Genomic DNA, 24,714 nt, shown 5'->3' on the forward strand with positions numbered 1-24,714 from the left:
TTCCCCTTAAGTAACCACAGAGAGCCACAGTTTTATCCCTATCGCCAATAATACGAACGATAAAATCCCCCGTAACAGTGCATGTGGTAGACGCGATGACAAAAAAGCTCCCAAAATAACAGCAGGAATAGAACCGATTAATAAGTTTCCTAACAATCCAAAATTCACATTCCCGATCAAAAGGTGCCCTATTCCAGCAAACAATGCCAAAGGGATTGCATGAGCTATATCTGTTGCAATAAGACGAGAAGGAGTCAATCTTAAAGGGTATAAATAAGCTAAAAATACGGCGCCTAGCGCCCCCGCTCCGACTGATGTTAACGAGACCAAAAAACCTAACAATGCTCCCGCTAAAATTGTCAGAGGCATTTGCCAAATCTTGAAGTTCTCCCCTTCGGTTATACGCAATCGTCTGCCTAAAGAATGTAAAGGGTTTTGAAAAATCATCCCAACGGCTGTAATCAATACCGCAATCGCAATCGATATTTTCAACAACTCGACCGATGTGTCATTAACAGGATGAATTTTCATCCATGCTATTGTTAAAACTGAAGCACTCAAGCTTCCGATCCACAATCGCTTAACCACTTGCCAATCAATCAAACCGTGCCTTTGATGTACTCTACTAGCAAATGTTTTTGTAATAGCGGCAAACCACAGATCGGTTCCAATCGCCGCTAATGGTGCAACACCGAATATCAGTAACAGCATCGGTGTCATTAAAGCACCTCCACCCACACCGCTCAGGCCGACGAGTAACCCAGTTAAGGCTCCTGCGACCACCAACATAAAATCCATTCGAGTTCTCCGTTCTCTTAAATTGTATCTATCTTAATGCATCCCCATTCGGGGAAATTGTTACGGATATAGACATTAAGTTCCATTTCAGCCTTAGTATACTTTTTCGCTAGTGCTCCTTGATTGCTTTGGCTTGATCCCATGATCATTCCAGCACCCACCGTATTATTTGTCATACGATCTACCACGATAAAACTACCTGTTAGACGATTTACAGTATAAGTATCTGAGGCCATTGGTCGGGTAAGAATCATTCTGCATGAGGCGATATCATTAAGCGCCAATACTTCAACCTGTGTTCGTTCAAAGCTATTAACATCTACTTTGTAATTTATCTTTTCAAAACTTCCAGAGATCATGGATGTTGCACATTTAATATCATACGTGCGTCCCAAAATCATTAATTTTTCATCCATCCAAACCAACATAACATTAAGATTATTTGAGACACTCGGGAGAGAATGTGTATGAACAATCATATCGCCACGGCTAATATCAACTTCATCTTCTGTTATAATCGTTATAGCCATTTGTGCATACGCTTCTTCAGTCGTTACACCTCGGTCGGCTTCTGTGATATCTCCAGCATTAATGATACTCTTGACCTTCGTCGTCTTTCCTGATGGTAAAACCATAATCTCATCACCAACTTTTACACTGCCAGCTGCTATAGTCCCGCAAAATCCTCTAAAGTCAAGGTTTGGACGGTTTACATACTGTACAGGAAATCTAAAACTTTCCGATTTTTGTTCTTTTGAAATATCCATCGTATCCAGTAAACTTAAAAGAGTTTCCCCATCATACCAAGGAGTATGTTTGCTCACCATTACGACATTATCACCATCTAATGCACTCAAAGGGATATAATAGGTATTTTTGATACCTAATTCATCTGCTAAAGCTCCATAAGCCTTGCTAATCTCGGTGTATGTATCTTCACAAAAATCTACCAGATCCATCTTGTTAATAGCGACTATGACATGCTCTATACCTAATAATGAAACTATAAAACTATGACGGCGGGTTTGTGTCAAAATACCCTTACGAGCATCGATGAGGATGATAGCTACATCAGCAGTAGATGCGCCGGTAACCATATTCCGAGTGTATTGTTCATGTCCTGGTGTATCTGCGATAATAAACTTACGGTTATCCGTAGCAAAAAAACGGTAGGCTACATCGATAGTAATACCCTGTTCTCTTTCACTCTGAAGACCATCCACCAAAAGTGCCATATCAATTTTTTCACCGGTAGTACCGTACTTTTTACTTTCACTTTCAGCGGCTGAAAGCTGATCGTCAAATATCATTTTTGAGTCATACAACATTCGTCCAATCAGTGTGCTTTTACCATCATCAACAGATCCACAGGTTAAAAAACGGAGCATATCTTTGTTTTCGTGTTCTTTTAAATAGTTGAGTATATCCATTAAAAGTATCCCTCTACTTTTTTCAATTCCATAGCACCCTCTTGGTCTTTATCGATCAGACGCCCTTCACGTTCGCTACTTGTTGAAAGAATCATCTCCTTAATTATCTCTGGTAATGTTGTTGCGGTTGAATTAATCGCTCCAGTCAGTGGGTAGCACCCGAGCGTACGAAATCGTACCATCTCTTTTTTAGCAGTACGGCGAAGCTCATCTGGCATACGCTCATCATCCACCATAATCTTGACACCGTCTATCTCGACTACCGACTGTTCTTTAGCAAAGTACAGAGAAGGGATAGAAATCCCTTCCAAATAAATGTATTGCCAAATATCAAGTTCTGTCCAGTTAGAGATAGGAAAGACACGAACACTTTCCCCCTTTTGAATAGCTGTATTATAAAGGTTCCAGAGTTCAGGACGCTGATTTTTTGGATTCCATCGGTGATGTTTATCTCGAAATGAAAAGATACGCTCTTTGGCACGGCTTTTTTCCTCATCACGGCGCGCTCCTCCGATAATGGCATCATAGCCCCCTTTATTGAGTGCTTGTTTCAGCCCTTCAGTTTTCATGATATCTGTATGTACTTTACTGCCATGTTCAAATGGAGATATATCCATTGCCACCCCTTCAGGATTGGAGTACACGATAAGATCAAATCCGAGATCTTTAGCACGTTGGTCACGAAACTCTATCATCTCTTTAAACTTCCAAAGGGTATCAACATGCAAAAGAGGAAAAGGGAGTTTGCTCGGGGCAAATGCTTTTATAGCTAAATGCAACATTACAGATGAATCTTTGCCTACAGAGTACATCATTACAGGATTACTAAATTCAGCAGCTACTTCACGTAAAATGTGAATCGATTCGGCTTCAAGTTGTTTAAGGTGAGTTAATCGTTCTTGCGCTATCAATGTACTTCCTTATACCAATTGTATATCATTTCTATTCCACTTTTTAACTCTACCGTATGTTTCCAACCGAGGGCATGTAGCTTAGAAACATTTGTAAGCTTTTTCATCGTTCCGTCAGGTTTATCGACATTGAAATAAAGCTCACCGCTAAATCCAACGATTTCACGTATCAGATGTGCTAGGTCATGGATGCTGATATCGATTCCGGTTCCGATGTTTATGTGAGTATTACGGATTTCGTTTGTCGTGCTAAAAGTGTCTTTGAAATCACGATTTTCCATTAGAAATACACAGGCATCTGCCATGTCCTCGGACCAGAGAAATTCACGCATCGGTTTACCGCTCCCCCAAATTTCTACCCGTTCACCGCTCACACCGAAACCTTTGAGATACCCCAATGCGGTTTCAATGTCATCCATTTTTAAATCATCCAATACTGCTTGAGTATTATTTTCACTCAGGAGTTTGGCCAAATGGATTTTACGAATCATGGCAGGGAGGACGTGCGATTTTTCCAAATCGAAGTTATCGTTAGGTCCATAGAGATTGGTCGGCATAACACTGATATAGTTGGTGCCGTACTGTAGATTATAGCTCTCACACATTTTAATACCGGCGATTTTGGCAATCGCGTAAGGTTCGTTGGTATATTCCAATGTATCTGTGAGGAGACAATGCTCCGGCATCGGCTGAGGGGCATTTTTCGGGTAGATGCAGGTACTTCCCAAAAACATCAGTTTTTTGACACCGTTGAGAAAGCTCTGATGGATGATGTTGTTCTGGATCATCACGTTTTCATAAATAAACTCACCCCGGTAAGTGTTATTGGCTACGATCCCGCCTACTTTGGCTGCAGCCAAAAAGACGTATTCCGGTTTTTCGGCTAAAAAGAAGTCAGCAACAGCTTGCTGACTTGTTAAGTCAAGTTCACTATGGGTACGGGTCATGATATTGCTGTACCCTTTGAAGTGAAGGTTTTTGATGATGGCACTGCCGACAAGTCCACGGTGACCGGCTACATAAATTTTGCTATTTTTATCCATGTTTACTCGTAATAGCTCATTGTTTTATAGCCGCCCTCTTGGAGATAGACATCTTTTGTCATTAGCTTGAGGTCCGATTTCATCATATCGTCAACTAGCTCTTGGAGTCGGTATTCTCTAGTCCAACCCAGTTTTTGTTCTGCTTTGGTCGGATCACCTAACAAGAGATCAACTTCAGTCGGACGGAAGTAGCGAGGATCGACGGCAACGACTTCACGGCCGATGTCGACTTGATACTCAGAATTACTGCAGAATATGACGTATCCTTTTTCATCGACGCCTTCTCCACGGAACTCTAACGTAATTCCGGCATAGGTAAATGCCATACGGACAAAGTCACGTACTGTAGTGGTTTGTCCTGTTGCAATAACCCAGTCTTCTGGCTGTTCGGCTTGGAGGATCATCCACATCATCCGTACATAGTCTTTTGCATGACCCCAGTCACGTTTGGCATCGAGGTTACCGAGGTAGAGTTTATCTTGTAATCCAAGGGCGATTTTAGAAGCCGCACGGGTGATTTTACGGGTAACAAACGTTTCACCGCGTACAGGGCTTTCGTGGTTGAAAAGGATTCCGTTACACGCAAACATCCCATAGGCTTCACGGTAGTTGACGGTGATCCAGTAAGCATACATTTTAGCCACTGCATACGGAGAACGCGGATAAAACGGTGTGGTTTCAGATTGAGGAGTCTCTTGGACTTTACCGTATAGTTCGCTGGTGGAAGCCTGATAGATTTTCGTTTTGTGGGCAAGTCCCAAAAGTTTTACGGCTTCGAGAATACGAAGTGTTCCTGTCCCATCGGCATTGGCTACATACTCAGGTGTTTCAAATGAGACGGCAACATGGCTCATCGCGGCGAGGTTATAGATCTCATCCGGTTGTACCTCTTGGATAATACGGGTAAGGTTCATCGAATCAGTCATATCCCCATAATGTAAAAAGAGGTTGCGGTTATCAACATGGGGGTCTTGGTACAGATGATCGATACGATCGGTGTTAAAAAGAGAAGTCCGTCGCTTAATCCCGTGGACAATGTACCCTTTTTTGAGGAGAAATTCGGCGAGATAGCTCCCATCCTGTCCTGTGATACCGGTTATAAGTGCAACTTTCTGTTCCAACATTAGAGTGATCCTTTGAAATAGTTTTTTACATACGCGTGAACATTGCTATTCTCCAAAAGTTCCTCTTTTGAAAAATAGCGATATTCAGTATGCTCCTTTTGGGGCAATGTGAGCTCATGATTGATTTTTAAACGGTACACCAATACTACATAATGGGTACTGATGGTATCCTCAAAAAAGCTGTCATCATAAAAATGCTCATATACTCCGTGAAATACTAACATCTCTTGTGTTGTTTCAAGATTAAACTCTTTTTTTGAGAGGCGTTTGATCGCCTCATCCAAGGTCTCATTTTTAAAGATCCGACCACCCAGAGTAAACCAAAAGCCTCGTGCCGGTTTGTTAACTCGCTTACCGAGTAAAAAATTGCCTTGCGTGTTTTTGATGATAAAATCAATCGAGATAAGGGGAGCATTTTCCACGACCATTTTAAACTTATTGTCTGAAATCATCATCTATCCGCACAATATCATCTTCGAGTATTGTATAGGTTCCCCATGGACGATGTACAGTGCAATTGCAGGAGCTGTGTTACGCCCTACAGGCTCCAACAGAAATTTCACATGCTGCATATCCAAGCGTGGATTTTCTTCTAATTGGTCGAGCGCTAAAAAATATTGTTCCGCATTGGAGACGATAAAATGGGTATCGCACATTTTTGTATTTCTCTCGACGGTAAGCTGAAAAAGTGATTTATTAGAAGGTAAATTACTTGGAAAGAGAGGTTGCCCTGAGGCATCAAATAGTTTTACAAACTGTTTTGGTATAAGGGTACGACTTATCGGCCAAAGAAGGGTACCGCTTCCTCCGCATAAAATGATGTTTGTCATTTCGATCCCTTGGTAATTATTCTCGAACCGATAACCACTCTATACATTTACAGATATCCATTCGGATTTTTGGATTGGAAATGCCATGTATCACGGCACATATCCTCTAACGTCCGAGAGGCTCTCCATCCTAGAAGAGAGTTAGAGAAGAGAGAATCGGCATAGCATACGGCGATATCACCCTCCCGACGAGGGGCGATCGTATAAGGAACACGGCGTTCCGATGCTTTCTCAAACGCCTTCACCACATCCATAACACTGTATCCTATTCCTGTCCCGAGATTAAGTGCGGTGCATTGGGGGGTATTTAATGCCTGGAGCGCTTTAAGATGCCCCTGAGCCAGATCAACGACATGGATGTAATCACGTACCCCCGTCCCATCATGGGTCGAGTAGTCGGCACCGAACACACGCAACTTCTCTCTTCGCCCAACCGCTGTCTGAGCGACAAACGGCATCAAATTATTCGGAATCCCCTGTGGATCTTCGCCTATCAGTCCGCTCTTATGTGCCCCTACTGGGTTAAAATAGCGTAAAATCATAATCTTCCATGTGGGATCAGAGGTGTACAGATCACGTAAAATCTCTTCGATAACGAGTTTAGTTCGACCGTAGGGGTTGGTGGTTCGTAAAGGATGTGATTCGTTTAGGGGAAGATACTCCGGATCGCCGTAGACCGTAGCCGATGAGCTGAATACAAGTGTTTTCATGTTATTCGTATCCATGGCACGTAATAAGCACAATGTCCCATGAACGTTGTTATCATAATAATCGAGCGGTTTAGCAACCGATTCCCCCACCGCTTTTAGCCCTGCAAAATGTATCACCACATCACAGCCGGCCATCGCCTCACGCATCGCTCCCTCATCCCGTATATCTCCAACAATCAATGTGATTACTTTACCCGTAATGGTCTCAACACGCTTGAGTGCTTCGGCGCTGCTGTTGGAGAAGTTATCATAGACGACTACCTCATATCCCTCATTCAAAAGCTCAACACAGGTGTGGGTTCCAATATATCCGGCTCCACCCGCTACAAAAATACGGCCTCTCTTACTCATCCGTTTAATCCCCCGAAACGGCGTTCTCGTTTTTCAAATTCTTTTAATATCGTATCAAATTCCTCAGCTGAAAAATCAGGCCATAGTGTCGGTGTAAAAAAAAGCTCCGCATAGGCGGCTTGCCATAACAAAAAGTTCGAAAGTCGCATATCCCCACCAGTACGAATAATCATATCCACACTTGGAAATGCTGCGGTATCAAGATGCTTTTCTAGCTGTTCAGGTGTAGGCGTAATATCATATTCTCGAAGTCGGTTGATGGCACGAATCATCTCATCATGTGCTCCGTAGTTGAGAGCAAGTACCTGTGTCAGTCCAGTATGATGTGCAGTTGCCTCTTTAGTCACTCGGATCTGCTTTTTCAGAGATGCTGAGAATGGAGTTAAATCACCAATCGTTTCAAAACGGATGTTGTTTTCGATCATATGAGAGAGCTCGTTTTTCATATATTTCGTCATCAGTTTCATCAAAAAAGCGATTTCAAGAGCGGGACGTTTCCAGTTCTCAGTACTGAATGCGTAGAGAGTCAGATGAGTGAGCCCGTAATCAAAGCAAAGGCGGGTTGTTTCACGGACTTTGATCGCTCCCGCTTCATGTCCGGCAGAGCGATTTTGTCCGCGCTGCGCTGCCCATCGGCCATTTCCGTCCATAATAATACCAATATGCCGACAGGATGATTTCATTTAACAGCTTTACACGATTTTAATTCTATTGTAGTATTTAATCGATTAAATCATGCTAAAGCGATAGCATCAATCTCAACAAGTGCATTTTTTGGCAATGTTTTCACGGCTACTGTAGAACGTGCAGGCTTGTGGTTACCAAACGCTTCACCATAAATCGCATTGACTGCTGAGAAATCCTCCATATCCGCCAAAAAGATAGTCGTTTTGATCACTTTATCGAATGAGCTTCCGGATGCTTCTAATACAGCTTTGAGATTTACGATCACTTGAGCACATTGTTCACTTACGGTTCCATTGTTCATTTCACCCGCAGGAGTTAGCGCAATTTGCCCTGAAGTAAATACCATACCGTTTGCGATCATTGCTTGAGAATAAGGCCCAATAGCTGCGGGAGCATTAGGCGTTTGTACGTTTTTAATCACTGTTTTTCCTTATAGAATTTATTTCTTAGCTTTTCGCAATGCATCGTCAAGAATCGATTGATAGTCCTCTGTAGGCCAATATCCAGGCATCGCATAAAGTACTTTTCCATTACCGTCTAAAAAATAGCTCATCGGTACCATATTCGCTGAAAGTGTTTTCGGATAGACACTTTTATCACGGGTTACATGAACAGGAATGAAAGAGCTATTGATTTTAGAGATAATATCATCATCTGAAAGAGTTGTAGCCTCTAACTTTCGGCACCATCGGCACTGCTCTGTCGTAATAATTACCAACATAGGCTTAGACTCTTTTTTTGCTTTGGCTTGCGCGTGAGCAAATGTATCCTGCCATATAATCTCAGCGCCAAAAAGATTAGCCATTAACAATACCAGCAAAACTGTTTTTTTCATTCTTAACCTTTTAGTAAAACGGAATTTTACCGAAAATTATCGATCAACTTTATAAAAACAGCATAAAGATGATTGACCTCATCAATCGATGTCCGCTCATTCGGAGCATGAATCGTATCATTAATGACTCCAAACTCGATTACATCGATTCCGTATAAGGCTATAAAACGGGCATCGGATGTGCCCCCTGCTGTAGAGTTTTTAGGTGTAATTCCACATATTTCATGAATGGTATTTGAAAGTGTTTGGACAATAGGGGTATTAGCATCAGTGACAAACGGATAGGCCGATTGATCAAGATTCAGCGTGTAATCCAAGCCCTCCAACTGTTTGGCTATAAATGAAGCAATTGTCTCTTTATCGGTACGAGTTGAATTTCGGACATTGAACATCATTTTGAGCTTACCCGGTGAAACATTGGTCGTCTCGATCCCTGCGCGGATATCGGTAATTACCAGCTGACTCGGGGCAAAATATTCATCCCCCTCGTCCAAAAATGCACCGGCGATATTTGATAATACCGGGGCAATTTGATGGACCGGATTGATCGCTTTTTCGGGATAAGCGGCATGCCCTTGTTTCCCGATGATTTCGATAATACCGTTAATCGACCCACGACGGCCTACTTTAATCGCATCGCCGAATTGTTGTTCGCACGTCGGTTCGGCAACGACAACGGCATCGGGGAGGAGATGATGCTCTTTGAGATACGCTAACACTTCAACCGTCCCGAATTTCGCCGGCCCCTCTTCATCGGAAGTGAGTAAAATTGACAGTGTCCCCTCAAATTCACGTACTTCTTTAAGTGCTTGGGTAAATGCTGCTACACCGCTTTTCATATCCTGTGCGCCGCGTGCATAGATATATCCGTCTATTTCAGTCGCAACAAAAGGATCGGTCTGCCACCCTTCCCCGGCTGGGACGACATCCACATGTCCCGCAAAACAAAGATGTTTTCCTTCTCCAAAACGGCGATAAGCAAAAAGATTTTTTACCCCTTCACAGTCAATGCGAACGGTGGTAAATCCTTCCAAATAATCTTCCAAATAATCAAATATACCACCATCTTCCGGTGTGACACTGGGTGATTCCAAAAGCTTTTTAAATAATTCAATAACGTTCAATTATTTTCCTTCCAACTGCGTCTCATATTCCAGACGTAAACCTTGAGGCGTCATTATAAAACCTCTGAGTTTGATTTTGCCTTGTGAAATAGCCTGAGAATGTATTTCACATAAAGCTATAAGATGGTGATGTTCTTTTGAAATAGGACTTTTTTGGAGATTTCGTACCAGCGCTCCGCATATCACACATTCAGAAGCGACTACTTCACGGTAGCGTTTAATGTACTCTTTTTGATTTCCCAGCTCCAGTACATCATACTCTTTTGCCAAATTTTCTCGTAACCGCGCAGCATTGTGTAAAAAGTGGGGGTTCATATGCAGTGATTCGGCGAATTCCAACCCATAAACACTGCTTCCCCGCCCGGATTTTAGGATTCGATCATAAACCAACCGATCCCTTCCCTCATCATACCGGACGCTCAAATGCAGATGTACGACTTCACGCAAACGGCTAAGCTCACTAATCATAGAGAGCTGATGCAGGTGGGTCGTCATTAAGAATAGACACCCTTTTTGTGAGAGTTCCATAATAGTACTTGCAACAATAGCAACCGCAGAGAGAGTTTCGGTACCGTGACTGATCTCATCACCCAGAACAAGTGAACGGGAAGTTGCTCGGCTAAAAATCGTGTTAAGTTCCAACATCTCTACTCCGAATGTGGAGAGTGACTTCGCCACATTATCACGCGATTGGATACGGGTATAGACCCCATCAAACAGTGAAAATTTCATTGCCTTCGCCGGAATAAAAAAGCCAGCTTGGGCCAAAGTTACAGCGATACCGATACTTTTCATCAGTGAAGATTTCCCGCTGGAGTTAATTCCATAAAGTAATACACCCCGGATATTGGCTCCATCATGCACTTTGGAATCTAACATAACCGTGTCGGGATAAGGTAAATCGAGATAATCACGATTCCCCATTACAATATCATTGGGGACATACATGATACCTTGTGCTTCCACTAACAAATGGCGTAAACCGCTCATCTGCAAGAAGTTTTCTTCACTTGATTCCACAAGAACCGGACGTGTAAGAGCATATTTTTGGGCATTGATCGCAGAGGATACTGCCACATCGACTTGAGCGATCCAATCCATGGTACGGTGAACAAAAAGGGTTTGATGCTGCAGCCATTGACGATTATGAAAATTGTTTTTAAGTTCAATCTCCCACCCTTCTAAAAGCGTATCTGATGGGAGAATAGAATTCAGTTTATGTTGCACACAATACGATTGAATTTCAATAATAGACGCAAGTGCATTAAAAAAATCGTTAAATGCATCTTTTTGACGATTTTGAAGCGTCCACCATAAAAACTCTATATCTCCAATACGGAGCAATCTCTCCTGAAGCCACAGAGCATGAGGATTAACTCTTTCAATCCATTCAAAGCGTTGTAAAATTTCCTGCGAGTCTCTAATGGGCAAAAAAAGTCGAAAACGGCCCAACCGCTTCCCCATCGGGGTAGACATCGTTAAAAAAAGTTTTGCAATACTTGGAGCGCGTGAATCAGTACTCATAATTTCAAGCTGTTCTAATGCGTTATTACCAAGTTCCATCAACTCTCCCGTTTCCAAAAGTGTAGGAAGAGAATATCTAATGGTTATTTCTTGGTCATTTAGATAATCCGCCATCAATGCCAAAGCCTGAGCACAAAAGGGTCGCATCTCCAAACTTAAATGTTCAATGGGACTTAAAAGCGAATGCATATTGAACATCGTTTGAAAGAGCCTATTTTGTTCGGCGAGCTCGAACTTTCGATCATCATAAGTGACCGTAAAGGTTGTAAAATTACTCGCTATTTCATCAAAAACTTCTTTTGAAGATGCCCCGATAATCAAGTGTGTACTATTTGTCACAAACAGTAAATGCAATAAACGATCAATAGCGCTATAAGGATGCGACGGTTCGGCTTCAATTTCGCAAATCCACCCTTTTAAACCATAAGGCTCAAACATAGCCAAGCCGATTGAGTATCCACTGCGATTACGGCTAATAAAAATAGATGCTTGCGCGTTTCTAATCATTTTTGTACCACACTTTTCAAATTCATCAAATATATTATATCTATAAGGGACAAAAATAAAAAATTTAACTTTTATTTTAGTAATAATCGGGTTATAATCGCAAGCTTATATTCTAATCTAAGTTTAGGACATGCTAAATGAAACGCCCTACCCCGGTAAATGAAGAAGTTTTATTCGATGGACGAAGTTTGATTTCTGAAACCGATACCAAAGGTATTATCACCTATGTCAACCGCAAATTTACGGAGATGACAGGATACACGGCAGTCGAAGCCGTCGGACAGCCCCATAGTCTCTTACGCCATCCCGATATGCCTAAAGCAGGCTTCGAGGGGATGTGGAAAATAATCGAAAGCGGGAAAATTTGGGAAGGTTACGTCAAAAACCTTCGTAAAGACGGAAAATTTTATTGGGTTGTTGTCCATATTGTCCCGAAACTCAATGAGGCAGGAGAGATCATCGGATATATTGCTTCACGTAAAATGCCGGATCGAAATCGTCTGAAAATTGTTGAGCAGCAATACGCCGAATTACTGGCTGCAGAAAAAAAGGGTTAAACCTTTTGGTTTAACCATATCTTTTTCCGATACACTCTCCAAAACCACCATCCCTTAATAAATGTTTCTATCGTCATAGCGATATAAATCCCAACAATTCCACCTCCTAGTATCAGAACAATATAGGATGGTACAATTCTAAAAAGCCAAAGGGAACCGATCGAAATTCGCATGCTTAAGTTTGTAGCTCCGGCACCTCGTAATGCACCACTCAAAACAAAGGTTAAAGCCAGTGGAATTTGTGCAATACCGACAAGACGAAGATAAAGTGCAGCTTGTTCAATTGTCTCAGGATCTTGAGTAAAAAATCGGATCATTAGTTCTGGAAAAGCAACCAAAACAATCCCGACGCTTCCCATAAAAATCATCGCGATTTTTGCGCTGAGAATCCCCGATTCATACGCATCATCATATTGTTTGGCACCAATATACTGTCCGGCTAATACCATTGCTGCAACCGAGAATCCAAATCCCGGCATAAACGCTAACGCTTCTATCCGGAGTCCGATTTGATATCCTGCCAATGCCTCTGTCCCTTGTGAAGCGATCATCATAACAAACAGTAAAAATGATCCAACCCCTAGCACTTTCTCAATTGCGGCAGGCGTACCGATGGAAAGCATTTTTTTCAGATCAACCCGAGTAAAGATCGGATAGATCCCCAGCACTCCCCCTTTTCGGATTAAAAGCCACCCATAGATCAGAACACTGAACCCATAGGCACACACCGTCGCATACGCTGCTCCCCCTACTCCCATAGCCTCAAATCCGCCATGACCGAAAATAAAAAGATAATTTAAACCACCGTTTAGAAATGCCGAAGCGATTTTTATGACAAGCGAACTTCGTGTGTCACCGGCAGCAGAGAGGGCACTATAAGCCAAAGTATCGAGAAAGATCAATCCCATCCCTAACGAAAGTATCCCAAAATACCCGCTTCCGAGAATCACGACCTCATCACTTGATCCCATCCAGCGAAAAAAGTCAGCCGAAAATGTCCATCCAATCATACCGATAATCAAGGAACCCGCTAAAGCGACCCATAACCCGACAAAGACTACCGCAGACGCACGATGTCGTCTTCCGCTTCCAATATAACGGGAAATCAATGCACTTGAGCCGATAGCATAAACACTCATAAATGCTTGGATTACCATCATAAACTGCATCGACAATCCAACCGCTGCTAAGGCTGCAACACCCAATACCCCCACCATCAACATGTCAATGAGAATTTGAACAATATCCAGAAGATGTTTTAATGCAGCAGGAATTGCCAGCCGCAACACTCGCTGTTTCATCATCATGGTTCTCAGTTTTGAAGCTTTTGGGCAATCTCTTGCATCACCGTAAATAACTCTTCTTTGGTAGAATAACGAAGTTCAATGCGGTTAATTGGAACTTCTCCTACAGGATCAAAATCGCAAATCAAGACGTACGATTCAAGCGTTATTTGATCCGCTTTCAATTCTGCCCATTCCAAGGATACTGATGCGGATTCACCTCCAGCATGGATCAAGGCGGCAGGATAAAGACGGGTAATTTTCTTTAAATCAATTTTATAATTGTTTGATTCAAATATCATCTCATTTTTCATCTAGATATCCTTTAAAATATACGTACGTCGTATCCATCTGTAATATAGAGCGGCTAATGCAAAAACAGAACCTAAAAGAGTTGTAATCATCCCTAAAGAGAGACCTAAAACAGCTAAATAACCGATTAACAAGGATACAAAAGCCCCTACCCCTAAAAAAATCATGTCGTTATACGCAATAACACGCCCATAAAAATCACTATGGGTATGGTGTTGCAATAAAGTATACGTATACGACCACAGTGTTGTCGTCACGAATCCGACACCGACGGAAGCAATGATCGAGAGATAAAAATTGTCAATGACGATAGCCCAAAAAATAATGGCAACTGCTTCAGCGACAAATAGCCATCCCAAACGTCTATTATTAATCCAATGCCCCAATACCATCGGACCGATCACCAATCCCAATGCACGAGCAGCATTAAGCAAACCGATCCCTAAAGATACTGCTATGATTTGAGAATAGAAATGTTTCGCGGCCAATGCCACCAAAGCATCAAAAGCAGTAACCCCGAGAATAGCATGAAGTATCATCAAATGCAAAACAATAGGATGAGCACGTATATAGATAAATGCTTCTTTCATCATGGCACTTAATTTGTCACTATTTTTCGACAATTCAATCTCTATCTTAATCGTAGAAGCCAAAATAAGTACTATAGCGAATAATCCGGCATCAAGTAAAAAAGCGGTGGTTGTCCCCACCCAATAAACAACTAATCCGCTTAAAGCCATCCCAAACGTGTAGGACAAAGACCAAATAATCGAGTGGATTTCATTGGCAGTTTGAAGTGATTTTCCTTCCAAAATACGTGGCAATAACGACATTTCAACGGTAAAATGAAAACTCGAAGCCCCCATTCGAATAAATACTAAAGCATAAAGAAACCATAACATCTCTACATTATCGATGCTAATCAACGAAAGAGTACATACAATCTCTATTATAGTCAAAATGATCATTAATCGTTTGGGGTGAATGCGATCGAGAATAACACCGCTTAAGGGTGCTTGAAAGACTCCGGGTAAAAAATGCAGAGCTGCCACCAATGCTATCGTCGCTGCGTCAGCACCCATTTCGATCAAGAGGGTATAGATAGCAACGTTACTAAACCACGCTCCAAAATATGCAAGCAATTGGATTAAAGAGAGACGTCGTAAAAGCGGTTCATGGCGCAAAAGGGTTAAATAGCGTTTCATAATCGCAAGATTATCATGCGAGTCATTAAAGTTTTTATTTTCGTTGACGATTTAGGGGTAGTAATTGTCTCATATCTTTCATTAGGAGAATTCAAATGGAAATTTTACAAACAACTGCCAAAATGCAGCAAAGTCAAACCTCCATGCCAAAACCTGCCGCAACAGAGTTGCAAAGTACTCAAAGTATTCAGCAAATACAGAAAGCACAAATTAATCAAGACAAAGTTGCTGAAATCAACACTAATGAGAAAACAACAAAAGTTGATTCTCAAGAACAAATGGATAAACTGATTGATCAACTGAATCGTTCACTTGATCCGTTCAATACCTCTTTAAAATTTGGTTTTGACAACTCATCGGAAGATTTTTATGTCTCCGTTATTGAAACTAAAAGTAACCGTATGCTCAGACGATTTCCGATTGAACAGGCAGAGCAACTCTTACCAAAAATGCAAGAAGTTAACGGATTATTGTTTGATCAAAAAGGCTAATCAGCCTCAAACTCTATTTATTAATTATTTATTCGATTAAATCAAAGGGATTTTTATGCATACCAATCTTGCTTACAATGCTTATACTCAAAACAATATCGGGGTTGAGTCACCTGAAAAATTGATTCAAATGATGTATGAGGGAGTATTACGCTTCAACATGCAGGCTAAACGCTCTATCAGCGATCATGATATTGAGAGACGTACATACTGGATCAACCGATCCAATGCCGTTCTAACAGAATTAATAAATATTTTGGATTACAATCAAGGTGAAATTTCTCATTATCTTTCAGCTCTTTATACCTATCAGCTTCGTCTTCTAACTGAAGCGAATCTCTACAATGACAGCACTAAACTAGATGAAGTTAATCAAGTATTCAAAGGGCTTTTAGAAGCATGGAAAGAGAGTACCAATGTGGTTAACCAAGCTTAAAACAGCTTTGGTTCTTGAAGAGACTGATCGCATCTCAACTTTGCTTGATGAGATGCCTCAATTTGACACTATTGAACAAATGGAAGAGGCGGCATTCCTTCTTCAACAAAGTAAAACGCTCTTGGAAGAAAAGAAAATGCAAACAGCTCAAACACTTCAACAACTCAAAAATGCACTTGATTTTCTCAAATCTACCCAAGAAGAACCTCCATCTTCCCTAAATCTCAAATTTTAACCCTTTTCTCACCCTTTTTTTGATAAAATCGCGTCATTCACTCTACACCATAGTGGAGTATGGGTATCAATGATAAGGATGCATGTATGAAAAAAGAGGTTAAAAAAGTAGTTCTCGCCTATTCCGGCGGATTGGACACAAGTGTTATTTTAAAATGGCTCCAAGATGAGTACAAATGTGAAGTTGTCACTTTTACCGCCGATATCGGTCAAGGCGAAGAGGTAGAACCTGCTCGTGCCAAAGCGATCAGTCTTGGAATTAAACCTGAAAATATCTATATCGAAGATTTACGTGAAGAATTTGTACGTGACTATGTATTCCCAATGTTCCGTGCCAATGCGATTTATGAAGGAGAATATCTTTTAGGAACTTCTATTGCACGTCCTTTGATTGCAAAACGCCAAGCCGAAATTGCTCGTATTACAGGTGCCGATGCAGTCAGTCACGGTGCAACAGGGAAAGGAAACGACCAAGTCCGCTTTGAGATGGGATATTTAGGTCAAAACAGTGCGTTGACCATTATTGCCCCATGGAGAGAATGGGATTTGAACTCACGAGAAAAGCTCCTTGCATATGCTGCCGAACATGGGATCAAAATTGAAATGAGCGGTAAAAAATCCCCGTATTCAATGGATGCCAATCTTCTTCATATCTCGTATGAGGGGGGGATTCTTGAAGATCCGGCATCTGAGCCGGAAGAGAGTATGTGGCGCTGGACGGTATCTCCTCAAAATGCACCGGATGAGGCTGAATACATCGAAATCGGCTATGAAAAAGGGGATCCTGTCAGCTTAAACGGTAAAGCACTTTCACCTGCCGTAATGCTAGAACAGCTCAATATCATTGCAGGACGCCACGGTATCGGACGTGCCGATATCGTTGAAAACCGCTTTGTCGGAATGAAAAGCCGTGGATGTTACGAAACTCCGGGTGGAACCATCATGATTAAAGCTCACCGTGCCATCGAATCACTCACACTTGACCGTGAAGAAGCTCATCTAAAAGATGAGTTGATGCCGCGCTACGCGAAACTTATTTATAACGGTTTTTGGTTTGCACCTGAGCGTGAAATGTTGCAAGCGGCTATCGATAAAACGCAGCAAAATGTTCGCGGCAGTGTTCGATTGAAACTCTATAAAGGAAACATAATGGTTGTCGGACGCAGTTCAGACCTCTCATTATTCAACCCTGAATATTGTACCTTTGAAGAAGACTCTGTTTATGATCAAAAAGATGCGGGTGGATTTATCAAACTCAACGCTCTACGCTTTATCATTGCCGGTAAAGCACGAAAAAACAAATAAGGAAATTCGAGTATGAGCATCATTAAAATAGATATGAATTCCGATGAATTCCAAGCGGAACTCGAAAAAACGATCAAATTTACCGATAAAGTAATCAGCCAATTCAATTGGGCTTACAATCCTCAAGAAGAGATCAACGAAGGGGTACAACTTGGGCTTGCTCGTAATAAAATGATGTACAGCAAACGTTTTTGTCCTTGTTATATGGTTGAAGAAGTGGATGGGAAATATCAAAGTACCGATAATAGACTCTGTCCTTGTACAACGGCTATTGAAAAAGAGCTGCCTGAAGAAGGGGTATGCCACTGTCAAATTTTTTGTACGCCTGAATATGCGGCAGCAAAACGTATGGAAATGGGAATCGAAGAGGTTACCCATCAACATTCACGCGGCTTGACGAAAGAAGAGTGTGAAATGCTATTGACCAAAAGTGATATTGACAGCGATGAACTCACTTCTCTTTTCGAAGCACGTGAGCTTGGTATGGTCAAATTTAAAGTGGTTGACGTTCGCGAATGGATGGAGTGGAAAATGGGACGTATTGCCGGTGCCGATGTATTGGTTCCAACCAGCAGTTTCTTCCAAACACTCACAGAATCTAAATTAGAAAAAGATGAAAATATTATTGTTTATTGTCACGTTGGTAGCCGAAGTGCTCACTGTCAACGTATATTGCACGATATGGGCTATAGCAAAGTTTCCAATCTTGCACACGGTATCGTCTCTTACGGCGGCGTAATCGTTCGCGGTTAATTAAGGATTATAAATGAAAGTATTATTGACCAAAGATGTCAAAGGGGTCGGAAAAACCGGTGAGATCAAAGATGTAGCCGACGGATACGGTAAAAACTTTTTAATCGGAAAAGGGCTCGCCCTTGCCGCTACCAATGAAGTTTTAAAAAAATATGAGTCGGATCAAAAGAAAAAAGCTGCCCATGAAGCGGCTGAAATTGAACGTCTTAACACAATTAAAACTCAGTTGGCTGATATTAAAGTGGTTATCACCAAAAAACTTGGCAATACCGGTCATATTTTTGGTTCAGTCACTAAAGATGAAATTGCAGACGCATTAAATTCTCAACACCATATCCAAATCGACAAGAAAGAGCTTGATGCAAAACACGGAATTAAAACAACCGGATTACATGAACTTGATCTAAAACTCGGTCACGGTATTCATGCAACACTTCATCTTGAGATCAAAGGTGAGTAAAGCTGGCTTTGTTGCTCTCGTAGGGCGCCCAAATGCGGGAAAAAGCACTCTCATGAACTGGATTTTGGGTGAAAAAATTGCTCTTGTCAGCCAAAAAGCCAATGCAACCCGTAAACGTTCCAACGCTATCGTTATGCACAATGACGATCAGATTATTTTTGTTGATACTCCCGGGCTCCATCAGGCTGAAAAGCTCCTCAATCAGTACATGCTTGAAGAGGCACTTAAAGCCATCGGGGATTGTGACGTTGTCGTTTATCTGGCACCGGCATCCGATAAAACAATCCATTATGAAAAATTTTTGGAAATCAACTCCGATAAACGTAAGCATATTATTGTTTTGAGTAAAATTGATCAAATTTCGCAAGCTGAACTCCTCAAAAAAATCGGTGAGTACAACCGTTTTAGTGACCATTTTCTAGCCCTTATTCCGATGTCTGTCAATAAAAATGTCGGAAAAAAAGACCTGCTCGACACCATTGTCAAACATCTCGATGAATCTCCTTATCTATACGATCCTGAAAACATTACAACCGAAATGATACGTACCATCTATAAAGAGTTCATACGTGAAGCAATTTTTGACAATATCAGTGACGAAATCCCTTATGAGTCGGATGTTATAATCGATAAAATTGATGAAGATGCTCCGGTAGAACATATTCGTGCAACTATTATTGTCGAAAAAGATTCCCAAAAAGGGATCATCATCGGCAAAGGGGGAGCAGCCATCAAACGGATCGGACAAAATGCCCGAGAGAAAATTGAACGCTTAGCCTCCAAACCGGTTTACCTTGAACTTTTTGTTTCAGTTAAAAAGGGATGGACCACCGATAAAAAATTCTTAAGTGATCTAGGATACGAATGGTAAAAGCAATTCTCATTTCGATAGTATCCACCACCCTGCTCTTTTCAGCAGATGCGCTTATGCTCTATAAAAGCGGTGGGAAAAAACTACTCGAAAATGAGATGAACAGCCCATCTTATTGGGCAGGCTCTCTTTTTAATAAAGACCTTCGCTTCGGCTATTTTGAACGTGCTTTCTCACTCTTAACCGTTAGCAAAGAAAAAGGTTCTTTGGAACTCTATACCCCAAATACACGACAACAATTTTCACTAAAAAAACGCTACAGTGCCTTCACGGGTAAAAATGGAGGAGATAAATACATTGAAGGTGATTTAAAAACGCCTATCGGTATTTATACCCTTACCGAAAAGAAAAAAACCGTTGATCCTTTTTATGGGCCCATGGCATTTGTAACTTCATATCCTAATTTGTATGACCGTATCCGTGGTAAGAGCGGGGATGGCATCTGGGTACACGGCGTTCCCTTGAATGGCTCACGTGATCCATTTACCAAGGGATGCATAGCTATCAACAATAATGATCTTTTACAACTTGATAAAAGTATTAATCCCTCAAATACCCTGTTAATAATCGACTCTTCTTTGAAGCAATGGGTAAGCCCTACTGCATATTCTGCTATTTTAGCGTCACTCTATCAATGGAAATCGGCATGGGCATATAACGATCTTGACACTTACCTTTCTTTTTATGATTCTTCTTTTCGACGTGCTGACGGGATGAATTTCAATCAATTCAGATCCTACAAAGAGCGTATCTTTGCCAAAGATGAAAGCAAAAGTATCGTTTTCAATGATATCAACATTATCCCCTACCCCGGAGAAAAACGAAATCTTTTTTGGGTGACATTTAATCAACTCTATCTTAGTGAAAGCCACCGATATGAGGGAGAAAAATCTCTTTTAATCCGATTAAACGGTGATCAATCCGTATCTATTTTAACCGAAGAATAGATTATGACTTTTGGCAAAATAGTCATTGCTGTTTTTTTGTGGTGTAACTTGAATGCATACCCTTTCACCCTTATCAAAAAAGAAACGGATATTCTTCACACACCTACCCTTCTGGTTATAGGAGGTATTCATGGAAATGAGCCCGGAAGTTATTTCGCAACCGCATTACTCTCACAATATTATACGATCAAAAAAGGGAACCTTTGGATCGTCCCCGACCTAAATCAACTGAGCATCCAAAACAATAGCCGTGGCGTAAATGGTGATTTGAACCGAAAATTCGCCGAGATTGATCCACGTGATCCTGATTATAGCATCGTCAAAGAGATTCAAACTATCATCAGAGAACCTCAAGTCGGACTTATTTTAAATCTTCATGATGGACATGGGTTTTACCGTAAAGAGTACCAAAATACCATTTTTAATCCTAATGCATGGGGACAAACATGCGTCATTGATCAAAATACTCTCGATGACACTCATCCATTTGGCAATCTCAATGAAATTGCTTCCAAGGTGCGTCATAGACTCAATGGAAATTTAATAGAGAACTACCATTTATTTGATGTCCGTAATACCAATACCCGTTTCGATGATGAAGCCATGAAACACTCTCTGACCTACTTTGCCGTTACCCATAATAAACCCGCATTTGCTATTGAAACCAGTAAAAACCTACCGACCCTTCATCATAAAGTTTTTTATCAGCTGCAGGCTATTGAAGGCTATATGAAAATCATGGGAATTGAATTCGAGTCTTCTCTCGAATTAAACCCTGATATCATCGAGAAGATTCTTCAAAATCATGGGTCTTTAACCATTAACAATAATCTTTATTTAAATTTGAAAGATTTAAAAAACAGTTTAAGTTTCATTCCGCTACAATCGAAACAGAACGATTTTGAGTTTTCCCATCCGCTTGGGAGTGTTCGGAGAAATCAGCAACATTATGATCTTTTTATCGGTAACCAAAAGATAAGTACTCTTATTCCAAGTTATTATCCGAAAGAGAAGTGTTCTGATCTTATTACTGTTTTAATTGACGGAAAATATGAGCAGATGACATTTGCTAAAGATTTTTTTGCAACGGCCGATTTTAAAATCGTTAATCATGATCCTAATACGAGGGTTAATATCATTGGCTTTACGAAAAAAGGAGCCAAGGATGAAAGTAACGTACGTATTACATTAAAAGATTTGGATTCAAAATACGCTATTGATACTTTTCGTAAAAGTTATCGAATAGAGTTTTACCGGCAAAACTGCTTCTGCGGAATGGTTCTTGTACATTTTAAATAGGAAAGAGGATGAGTAACAACCAACAACAAACCTATTCAACCATCGTATCAGCAAACCCTTACAAAGGGGACTACTACAGTGGAACATTTAATACGATATCGAGTACTACTTCTCCTTCTTTTTCAAAAGAGCAATACACTGTCTCTTTTTTAAATACCAAAGGATTTATATCAGCTCTCATCGGTATTAGTAAAAATATCCCGGATGATGATGTTTATGATGCCCTAGAAAATAAAGTATATGAAGAACTAGCGTTGGATATGGCCGTTGAATACCATATACACTATGTTGAAGCGATCCACAGGAGTACAGAAGGAGACCGCTATTTTCATGTTTTTGTCGTTGATCCGTTAACGCTAGAGCAGGAGTATGTCAAAGTAATTGATACCATAAAATACATTGACCAGATTATTCCAGTACCATTGTTATTAAAATCACTTTATGTCAAAGAGTTGATTGATTCTTCCGATGTGCATTGTTTCATTTATTTTCAAGACAATGATGCATTTTTCTGTATTTATAATGAGCAAGAGTTTATCTATGCAAAATCGTTAAAATTTTCTCTTTTACAGATGCATGAACGATTTTGTGAGCTCTTAGGTGAACAAATTGACTTCAATACATTTACGACAATGCTCGCGAGTGACGGGCTAAATATCTCTACCCCTGATTACCAGAAAAATCTTATCAAGTTGTTTGGGGAAATTTTTCTTCATATCAGCGATATTATGGCTTATGCGAAAAGAGCTTATGATATCAAACGATTTGATGAAATTTTCATCGGCACAAGTATAGGAAGTATCCTCGGCTTAGATGAATACGCACAAACCTATTTAGGACTAAAAACAGCTCCCTTCAATTTTGAGTACGGTTTCAATACCAATGGGGCGAACGTAGATCAGATTCATCAATTGATGCACTTGTATGGACGTCTTCAGGCGGAAGAGCGGTACAATTGTAATTTTACGATATTTCATCGGCCTCCGCCATTTGCAAAACGTGAAAGCGGAAAATTAATTTTAGTGGTTGCGGCTTCACTAGCCGGAGCACTTCTCTATCCCGGTGTGTATTGGGGATTATCCTATGTTGAAGAGTTTCACCATGCCGTATTAACAGACGAGTATGCACAAGTGCACATAGACAGAAATGAGAGAGAAGCAATTATCAATCTTAAAACAGCCAATAAAAACGCGGCTCAAGCCCTTTTAGATGAACAGAAAACGGCTTACAAGCAAAAACAAGATACTCTTGTACAAGTTCACGAGAAAAAAGTGGATTACCCTATGAAAGCTAAAATCATGGCTGATTTTACGCGCAGTTTCAATCAGTATCGTGTACAGTTAAAAACAATAGCCTATAGTGAAGACAACATCAGTAAAACTTTTACTTTTGGGCTTACATCAACAAAAACTCAAGACATTACTGCGCTCTTAAAACATTTAACCGATTCTAAACGTAATCAATACGATTTTAATCTTGAATTGATTTCTTACAATGAAGAAGAGAAATCTTATCTCAGTGAGCTCAAGGCGGTAATCAAATGAAATTACAAATCGAAGACTACCTTTATTCCCTAGATCAATCCCTTGCACAAAAGAGCGATCGTGATAAAATGATGCTTTATGTCATGATTTTTGCTTCTTTGTTTGCATTTTCCTACTTATTGTTTTGGGAAAGCTCAGAAGCAAGCTTTAAAGTTTCTCATGAAAAAGCGCTCAAAGTGGAAAATGACCTCAACATAGATAAGCAATATTTGGCGGCAAACCCACCAGAACGGATTACTCAAATTGAACAAGAGACCATGGAAATTGAGAGACAGCATACCCTATACATTCAATATAATACTTATATTAAAGAGCAGTTAGAGCAAATCTCATCTTTGTATTATGATGAAAGAGTATGGGGAGCATATCTTGATTCTGTATCTCGTTATGCACGGACTTACAATGTGAAATTAGCACAATTTGGCAATACGCTTCAAACGGACAATAGCTCTTTCGGGCACGTTTTAGATATTAGGATTGCATCTGAAGGACCCTATAAAAACACCCTTAAATTTATTAATGCCCTTGAACAAAGCCACTTGGTCGTTGATCTTCACAATTTTAATGTTTCCGCTGATGAGAAGCTAAAAAGTGACCTCAATATCTCAGTATGGGGGATTGTACGACAATGAAAAAATACCTACTTTTAGGATTAATCAGTGCTTTTGCACTGAATGGCGCTGTAATTATCCCCACAAGCACGGAGAATATCACTACAGTTCAACCGCATGATGATAAAGAACTGGCATGGGTAGATGAACAAATTCAAGCTATTTTACCCTCTCGTGTGGGTGTACCGGAGGGTTTTATCAATTCATTGCGTGATCCAATGAAAATGAAAAAGCCTCTTTCGCTTGCAACTAATGGCTCAAAACTCCTTGCTCCTCCAAGATTAGGAAGTAGTATCGCCGTTCTAAGCCAACCAAAAGTTGTGGAAGAACCTCTACGCCTTTTAGCTGTTATGAACAAAAGTGTCTTAATCACTGGTAAATGGTATAAAATAGGGGATAGTGTTCGAAACTTTACCCTTTCTGAAGTAAAACAAAACTCTGTTTTACTAACCGGGAAAAAAGATCAAAAACTTATTTTGTTTTTAACCAAACAAAATAATAATATTAAAATCATCACCAAATAGGAAAGTAT

Annotated in this window: 28 protein-coding genes and 1 pseudogene; 13 read left to right on the forward strand and 16 right to left on the reverse strand. The window is 40.6% G+C overall.

Annotated features, from left to right (window positions below; genetic code table 11):
• Positions 1-6: 6 nt before the first annotated feature.
• The 13 genes and pseudogenes from B649_RS08680 to B649_RS12290 form a co-directional block, all read right to left on the reverse strand.
• A complete protein-coding gene (locus B649_RS08680; protein ID WP_015654149.1) occupies positions 7-798 on the reverse strand; it encodes a sulfite exporter TauE/SafE family protein in 792 nt (263 codons plus the stop codon).
• 17 nt (positions 799-815) lie between these two features.
• A complete protein-coding gene (gene cysN / locus B649_RS08685; RefSeq protein WP_015654150.1) occupies positions 816-2,228 on the reverse strand; it encodes a sulfate adenylyltransferase subunit CysN in 1,413 nt (470 codons plus the stop codon).
• Positions 2,228-3,139, reverse strand: a complete 912-nt coding sequence (gene cysD / locus B649_RS08690) for a sulfate adenylyltransferase subunit CysD (RefSeq protein WP_015654151.1) — start codon at positions 3,137-3,139, stop codon at positions 2,228-2,230. Before cysD ends, cysN begins: the two co-directional genes overlap by 1 nt.
• Positions 3,136-4,182: a GDP-L-fucose synthase gene (locus B649_RS08695; RefSeq protein WP_015654152.1), complete on the reverse strand. Its 1,047-nt coding sequence runs from the start codon at positions 4,180-4,182 to the stop codon at positions 3,136-3,138. Before B649_RS08695 ends, cysD begins: the two co-directional genes overlap by 4 nt.
• 2 nt (positions 4,183-4,184) lie before the next feature.
• Positions 4,185-5,306, reverse strand: coding sequence for a GDP-mannose 4,6-dehydratase (gmd, locus tag B649_RS08700; RefSeq protein WP_041192431.1), 1,122 nt, complete (start codon positions 5,304-5,306; stop codon positions 4,185-4,187).
• Positions 5,306-5,758, reverse strand: a complete 453-nt coding sequence (locus tag B649_RS08705) for a GDP-mannose mannosyl hydrolase (RefSeq protein WP_051013658.1) — start codon at positions 5,756-5,758, stop codon at positions 5,306-5,308. The genes gmd and B649_RS08705 overlap by 1 nt, the downstream gene beginning before the upstream one ends.
• Positions 5,759-5,815: 57 nt before the next feature.
• Positions 5,816-6,136 (reverse strand): annotated as a pseudogene (locus B649_RS08710) (sugar phosphate nucleotidyltransferase); the annotation flags it as partial.
• 47 nt (positions 6,137-6,183) lie between these two features.
• Positions 6,184-7,197 carry a UDP-glucose 4-epimerase GalE gene (gene galE, locus B649_RS08715; RefSeq protein WP_015654156.1) on the reverse strand — a complete coding sequence of 338 codons (1,014 nt, stop codon included), beginning with the start codon at positions 7,195-7,197 and terminating at the stop codon, positions 6,184-6,186.
• The gene (gene uppS, locus B649_RS08720) at positions 7,194-7,880 is read right to left on the reverse strand and encodes a polyprenyl diphosphate synthase (RefSeq protein ID WP_041192432.1); all 687 of its coding nucleotides are present in this window, start codon (positions 7,878-7,880) and stop codon (positions 7,194-7,196) included. The genes galE and uppS overlap by 4 nt, the downstream gene beginning before the upstream one ends.
• 50 nt (positions 7,881-7,930) lie before the next feature.
• Entirely contained in the window at positions 7,931-8,302 is a 372-nt protein-coding gene (locus B649_RS08725) for a RidA family protein (RefSeq protein WP_041192694.1), read from the reverse strand.
• A gap of 21 nt (positions 8,303-8,323) precedes the next feature.
• Positions 8,324-8,719 (reverse strand): thioredoxin family protein, encoded by a 396-nt coding sequence (locus B649_RS12285; RefSeq protein WP_015654159.1) that lies wholly within the window; start codon positions 8,717-8,719, stop codon positions 8,324-8,326.
• Between the two features lie 26 nt (positions 8,720-8,745).
• The gene (gene dapE, locus B649_RS08735; RefSeq protein ID WP_015654160.1) at positions 8,746-9,843 is read right to left on the reverse strand and encodes a succinyl-diaminopimelate desuccinylase; all 1,098 of its coding nucleotides are present in this window, start codon (positions 9,841-9,843) and stop codon (positions 8,746-8,748) included.
• Positions 9,844-11,874, reverse strand: a complete 2,031-nt coding sequence (locus B649_RS12290; protein ID WP_015654161.1) for a DNA mismatch repair protein muts domain-containing protein — start codon at positions 11,872-11,874, stop codon at positions 9,844-9,846.
• 137 nt (positions 11,875-12,011) lie between these two features.
• Here B649_RS12290 and B649_RS08745 point away from each other — a divergent pair, with 137 nt between their 5' ends.
• On the forward strand, positions 12,012-12,431 hold the full coding sequence (locus B649_RS08745) for a PAS sensor domain-containing protein (RefSeq protein ID WP_015654162.1): 420 nt from the start codon (positions 12,012-12,014) through the stop codon (positions 12,429-12,431).
• Here the strand turns inward: B649_RS08745 and B649_RS08750 are convergent.
• Genes B649_RS08750 through B649_RS08760 form a run of 3 tightly spaced genes read right to left on the reverse strand, consistent with a single transcriptional unit; the run spans position 12,428 to position 15,231 of the window.
• Complete coding sequence (locus B649_RS08750; protein WP_291750873.1) at positions 12,428-13,738, reverse strand: MATE family efflux transporter; 1,311 nt, start codon at positions 13,736-13,738, stop codon at positions 12,428-12,430. The two genes, B649_RS08745 and B649_RS08750, sit on opposite strands and share 4 nt — an antisense overlap.
• Before the next feature lie 5 nt (positions 13,739-13,743).
• Positions 13,744-14,028 carry a hypothetical protein gene (locus B649_RS08755; RefSeq protein WP_015654164.1) on the reverse strand — a complete coding sequence of 95 codons (285 nt, stop codon included), beginning with the start codon at positions 14,026-14,028 and terminating at the stop codon, positions 13,744-13,746.
• Positions 14,029-15,231 carry an MFS transporter gene (locus tag B649_RS08760; protein WP_015654165.1) on the reverse strand — a complete coding sequence of 401 codons (1,203 nt, stop codon included), beginning with the start codon at positions 15,229-15,231 and terminating at the stop codon, positions 14,029-14,031.
• A gap of 95 nt (positions 15,232-15,326) precedes the next feature.
• Between B649_RS08760 and B649_RS08765 the strand changes: the two genes are divergently transcribed.
• The 12 genes from B649_RS08765 to B649_RS08820 all read left to right on the forward strand — a co-directional run bounded on the left by B649_RS08765 (position 15,327) and on the right by B649_RS08820 (position 24,706).
• A complete protein-coding gene (locus B649_RS08765) occupies positions 15,327-15,722 on the forward strand; it encodes a flagellar protein FlaG (RefSeq protein ID WP_015654166.1) in 396 nt (131 codons plus the stop codon).
• A gap of 55 nt (positions 15,723-15,777) precedes the next feature.
• A complete protein-coding gene (gene fliS / locus B649_RS08770; RefSeq protein ID WP_015654167.1) occupies positions 15,778-16,158 on the forward strand; it encodes a flagellar export chaperone FliS in 381 nt (126 codons plus the stop codon).
• Positions 16,139-16,393 (forward strand): hypothetical protein, encoded by a 255-nt coding sequence (locus B649_RS08775; protein ID WP_015654168.1) that lies wholly within the window; start codon positions 16,139-16,141, stop codon positions 16,391-16,393. Before fliS ends, B649_RS08775 begins: the two co-directional genes overlap by 20 nt.
• Positions 16,394-16,479: 86 nt before the next feature.
• On the forward strand, positions 16,480-17,697 hold the full coding sequence (locus tag B649_RS08780; RefSeq protein ID WP_015654169.1) for an argininosuccinate synthase: 1,218 nt from the start codon (positions 16,480-16,482) through the stop codon (positions 17,695-17,697).
• A 12-nt stretch (positions 17,698-17,709) separates the two neighbouring features.
• Positions 17,710-18,450 carry a ferredoxin-thioredoxin reductase catalytic domain-containing protein gene (locus tag B649_RS08785; RefSeq protein ID WP_015654170.1) on the forward strand — a complete coding sequence of 247 codons (741 nt, stop codon included), beginning with the start codon at positions 17,710-17,712 and terminating at the stop codon, positions 18,448-18,450.
• A gap of 13 nt (positions 18,451-18,463) precedes the next feature.
• A complete protein-coding gene (gene rplI / locus B649_RS08790) occupies positions 18,464-18,910 on the forward strand; it encodes a 50S ribosomal protein L9 (protein ID WP_015654171.1) in 447 nt (148 codons plus the stop codon).
• Positions 18,903-19,781, forward strand: a complete 879-nt coding sequence (era, locus tag B649_RS08795; protein ID WP_015654172.1) for a GTPase Era — start codon at positions 18,903-18,905, stop codon at positions 19,779-19,781. The genes rplI and era overlap by 8 nt, the downstream gene beginning before the upstream one ends.
• Positions 19,775-20,728 (forward strand): L,D-transpeptidase family protein, encoded by a 954-nt coding sequence (locus B649_RS08800; RefSeq protein WP_015654173.1) that lies wholly within the window; start codon positions 19,775-19,777, stop codon positions 20,726-20,728. Before era ends, B649_RS08800 begins: the two co-directional genes overlap by 7 nt.
• 48 nt (positions 20,729-20,776) lie before the next feature.
• Positions 20,777-22,027, forward strand: a complete 1,251-nt coding sequence (locus B649_RS08805; RefSeq protein WP_291750875.1) for a M99 family carboxypeptidase catalytic domain-containing protein — start codon at positions 20,777-20,779, stop codon at positions 22,025-22,027.
• An 8-nt stretch (positions 22,028-22,035) separates the two neighbouring features.
• Positions 22,036-23,571 carry a hypothetical protein gene (locus tag B649_RS08810; RefSeq protein WP_015654175.1) on the forward strand — a complete coding sequence of 512 codons (1,536 nt, stop codon included), beginning with the start codon at positions 22,036-22,038 and terminating at the stop codon, positions 23,569-23,571.
• Positions 23,568-24,203, forward strand: coding sequence for a hypothetical protein (locus B649_RS08815; RefSeq protein WP_015654176.1), 636 nt, complete (start codon positions 23,568-23,570; stop codon positions 24,201-24,203). Before B649_RS08810 ends, B649_RS08815 begins: the two co-directional genes overlap by 4 nt.
• Positions 24,200-24,706, forward strand: a complete 507-nt coding sequence (locus B649_RS08820) for a hypothetical protein (RefSeq protein WP_015654177.1) — start codon at positions 24,200-24,202, stop codon at positions 24,704-24,706. The genes B649_RS08815 and B649_RS08820 overlap by 4 nt, the downstream gene beginning before the upstream one ends.
• Positions 24,707-24,714 lie beyond the last annotated feature (8 nt).

This window comes from Candidatus Sulfuricurvum sp. RIFRC-1 (assembly GCF_000310245.1).
Classification (GTDB): Bacteria; Campylobacterota; Campylobacteria; order Campylobacterales; family Sulfurimonadaceae; genus Sulfuricurvum.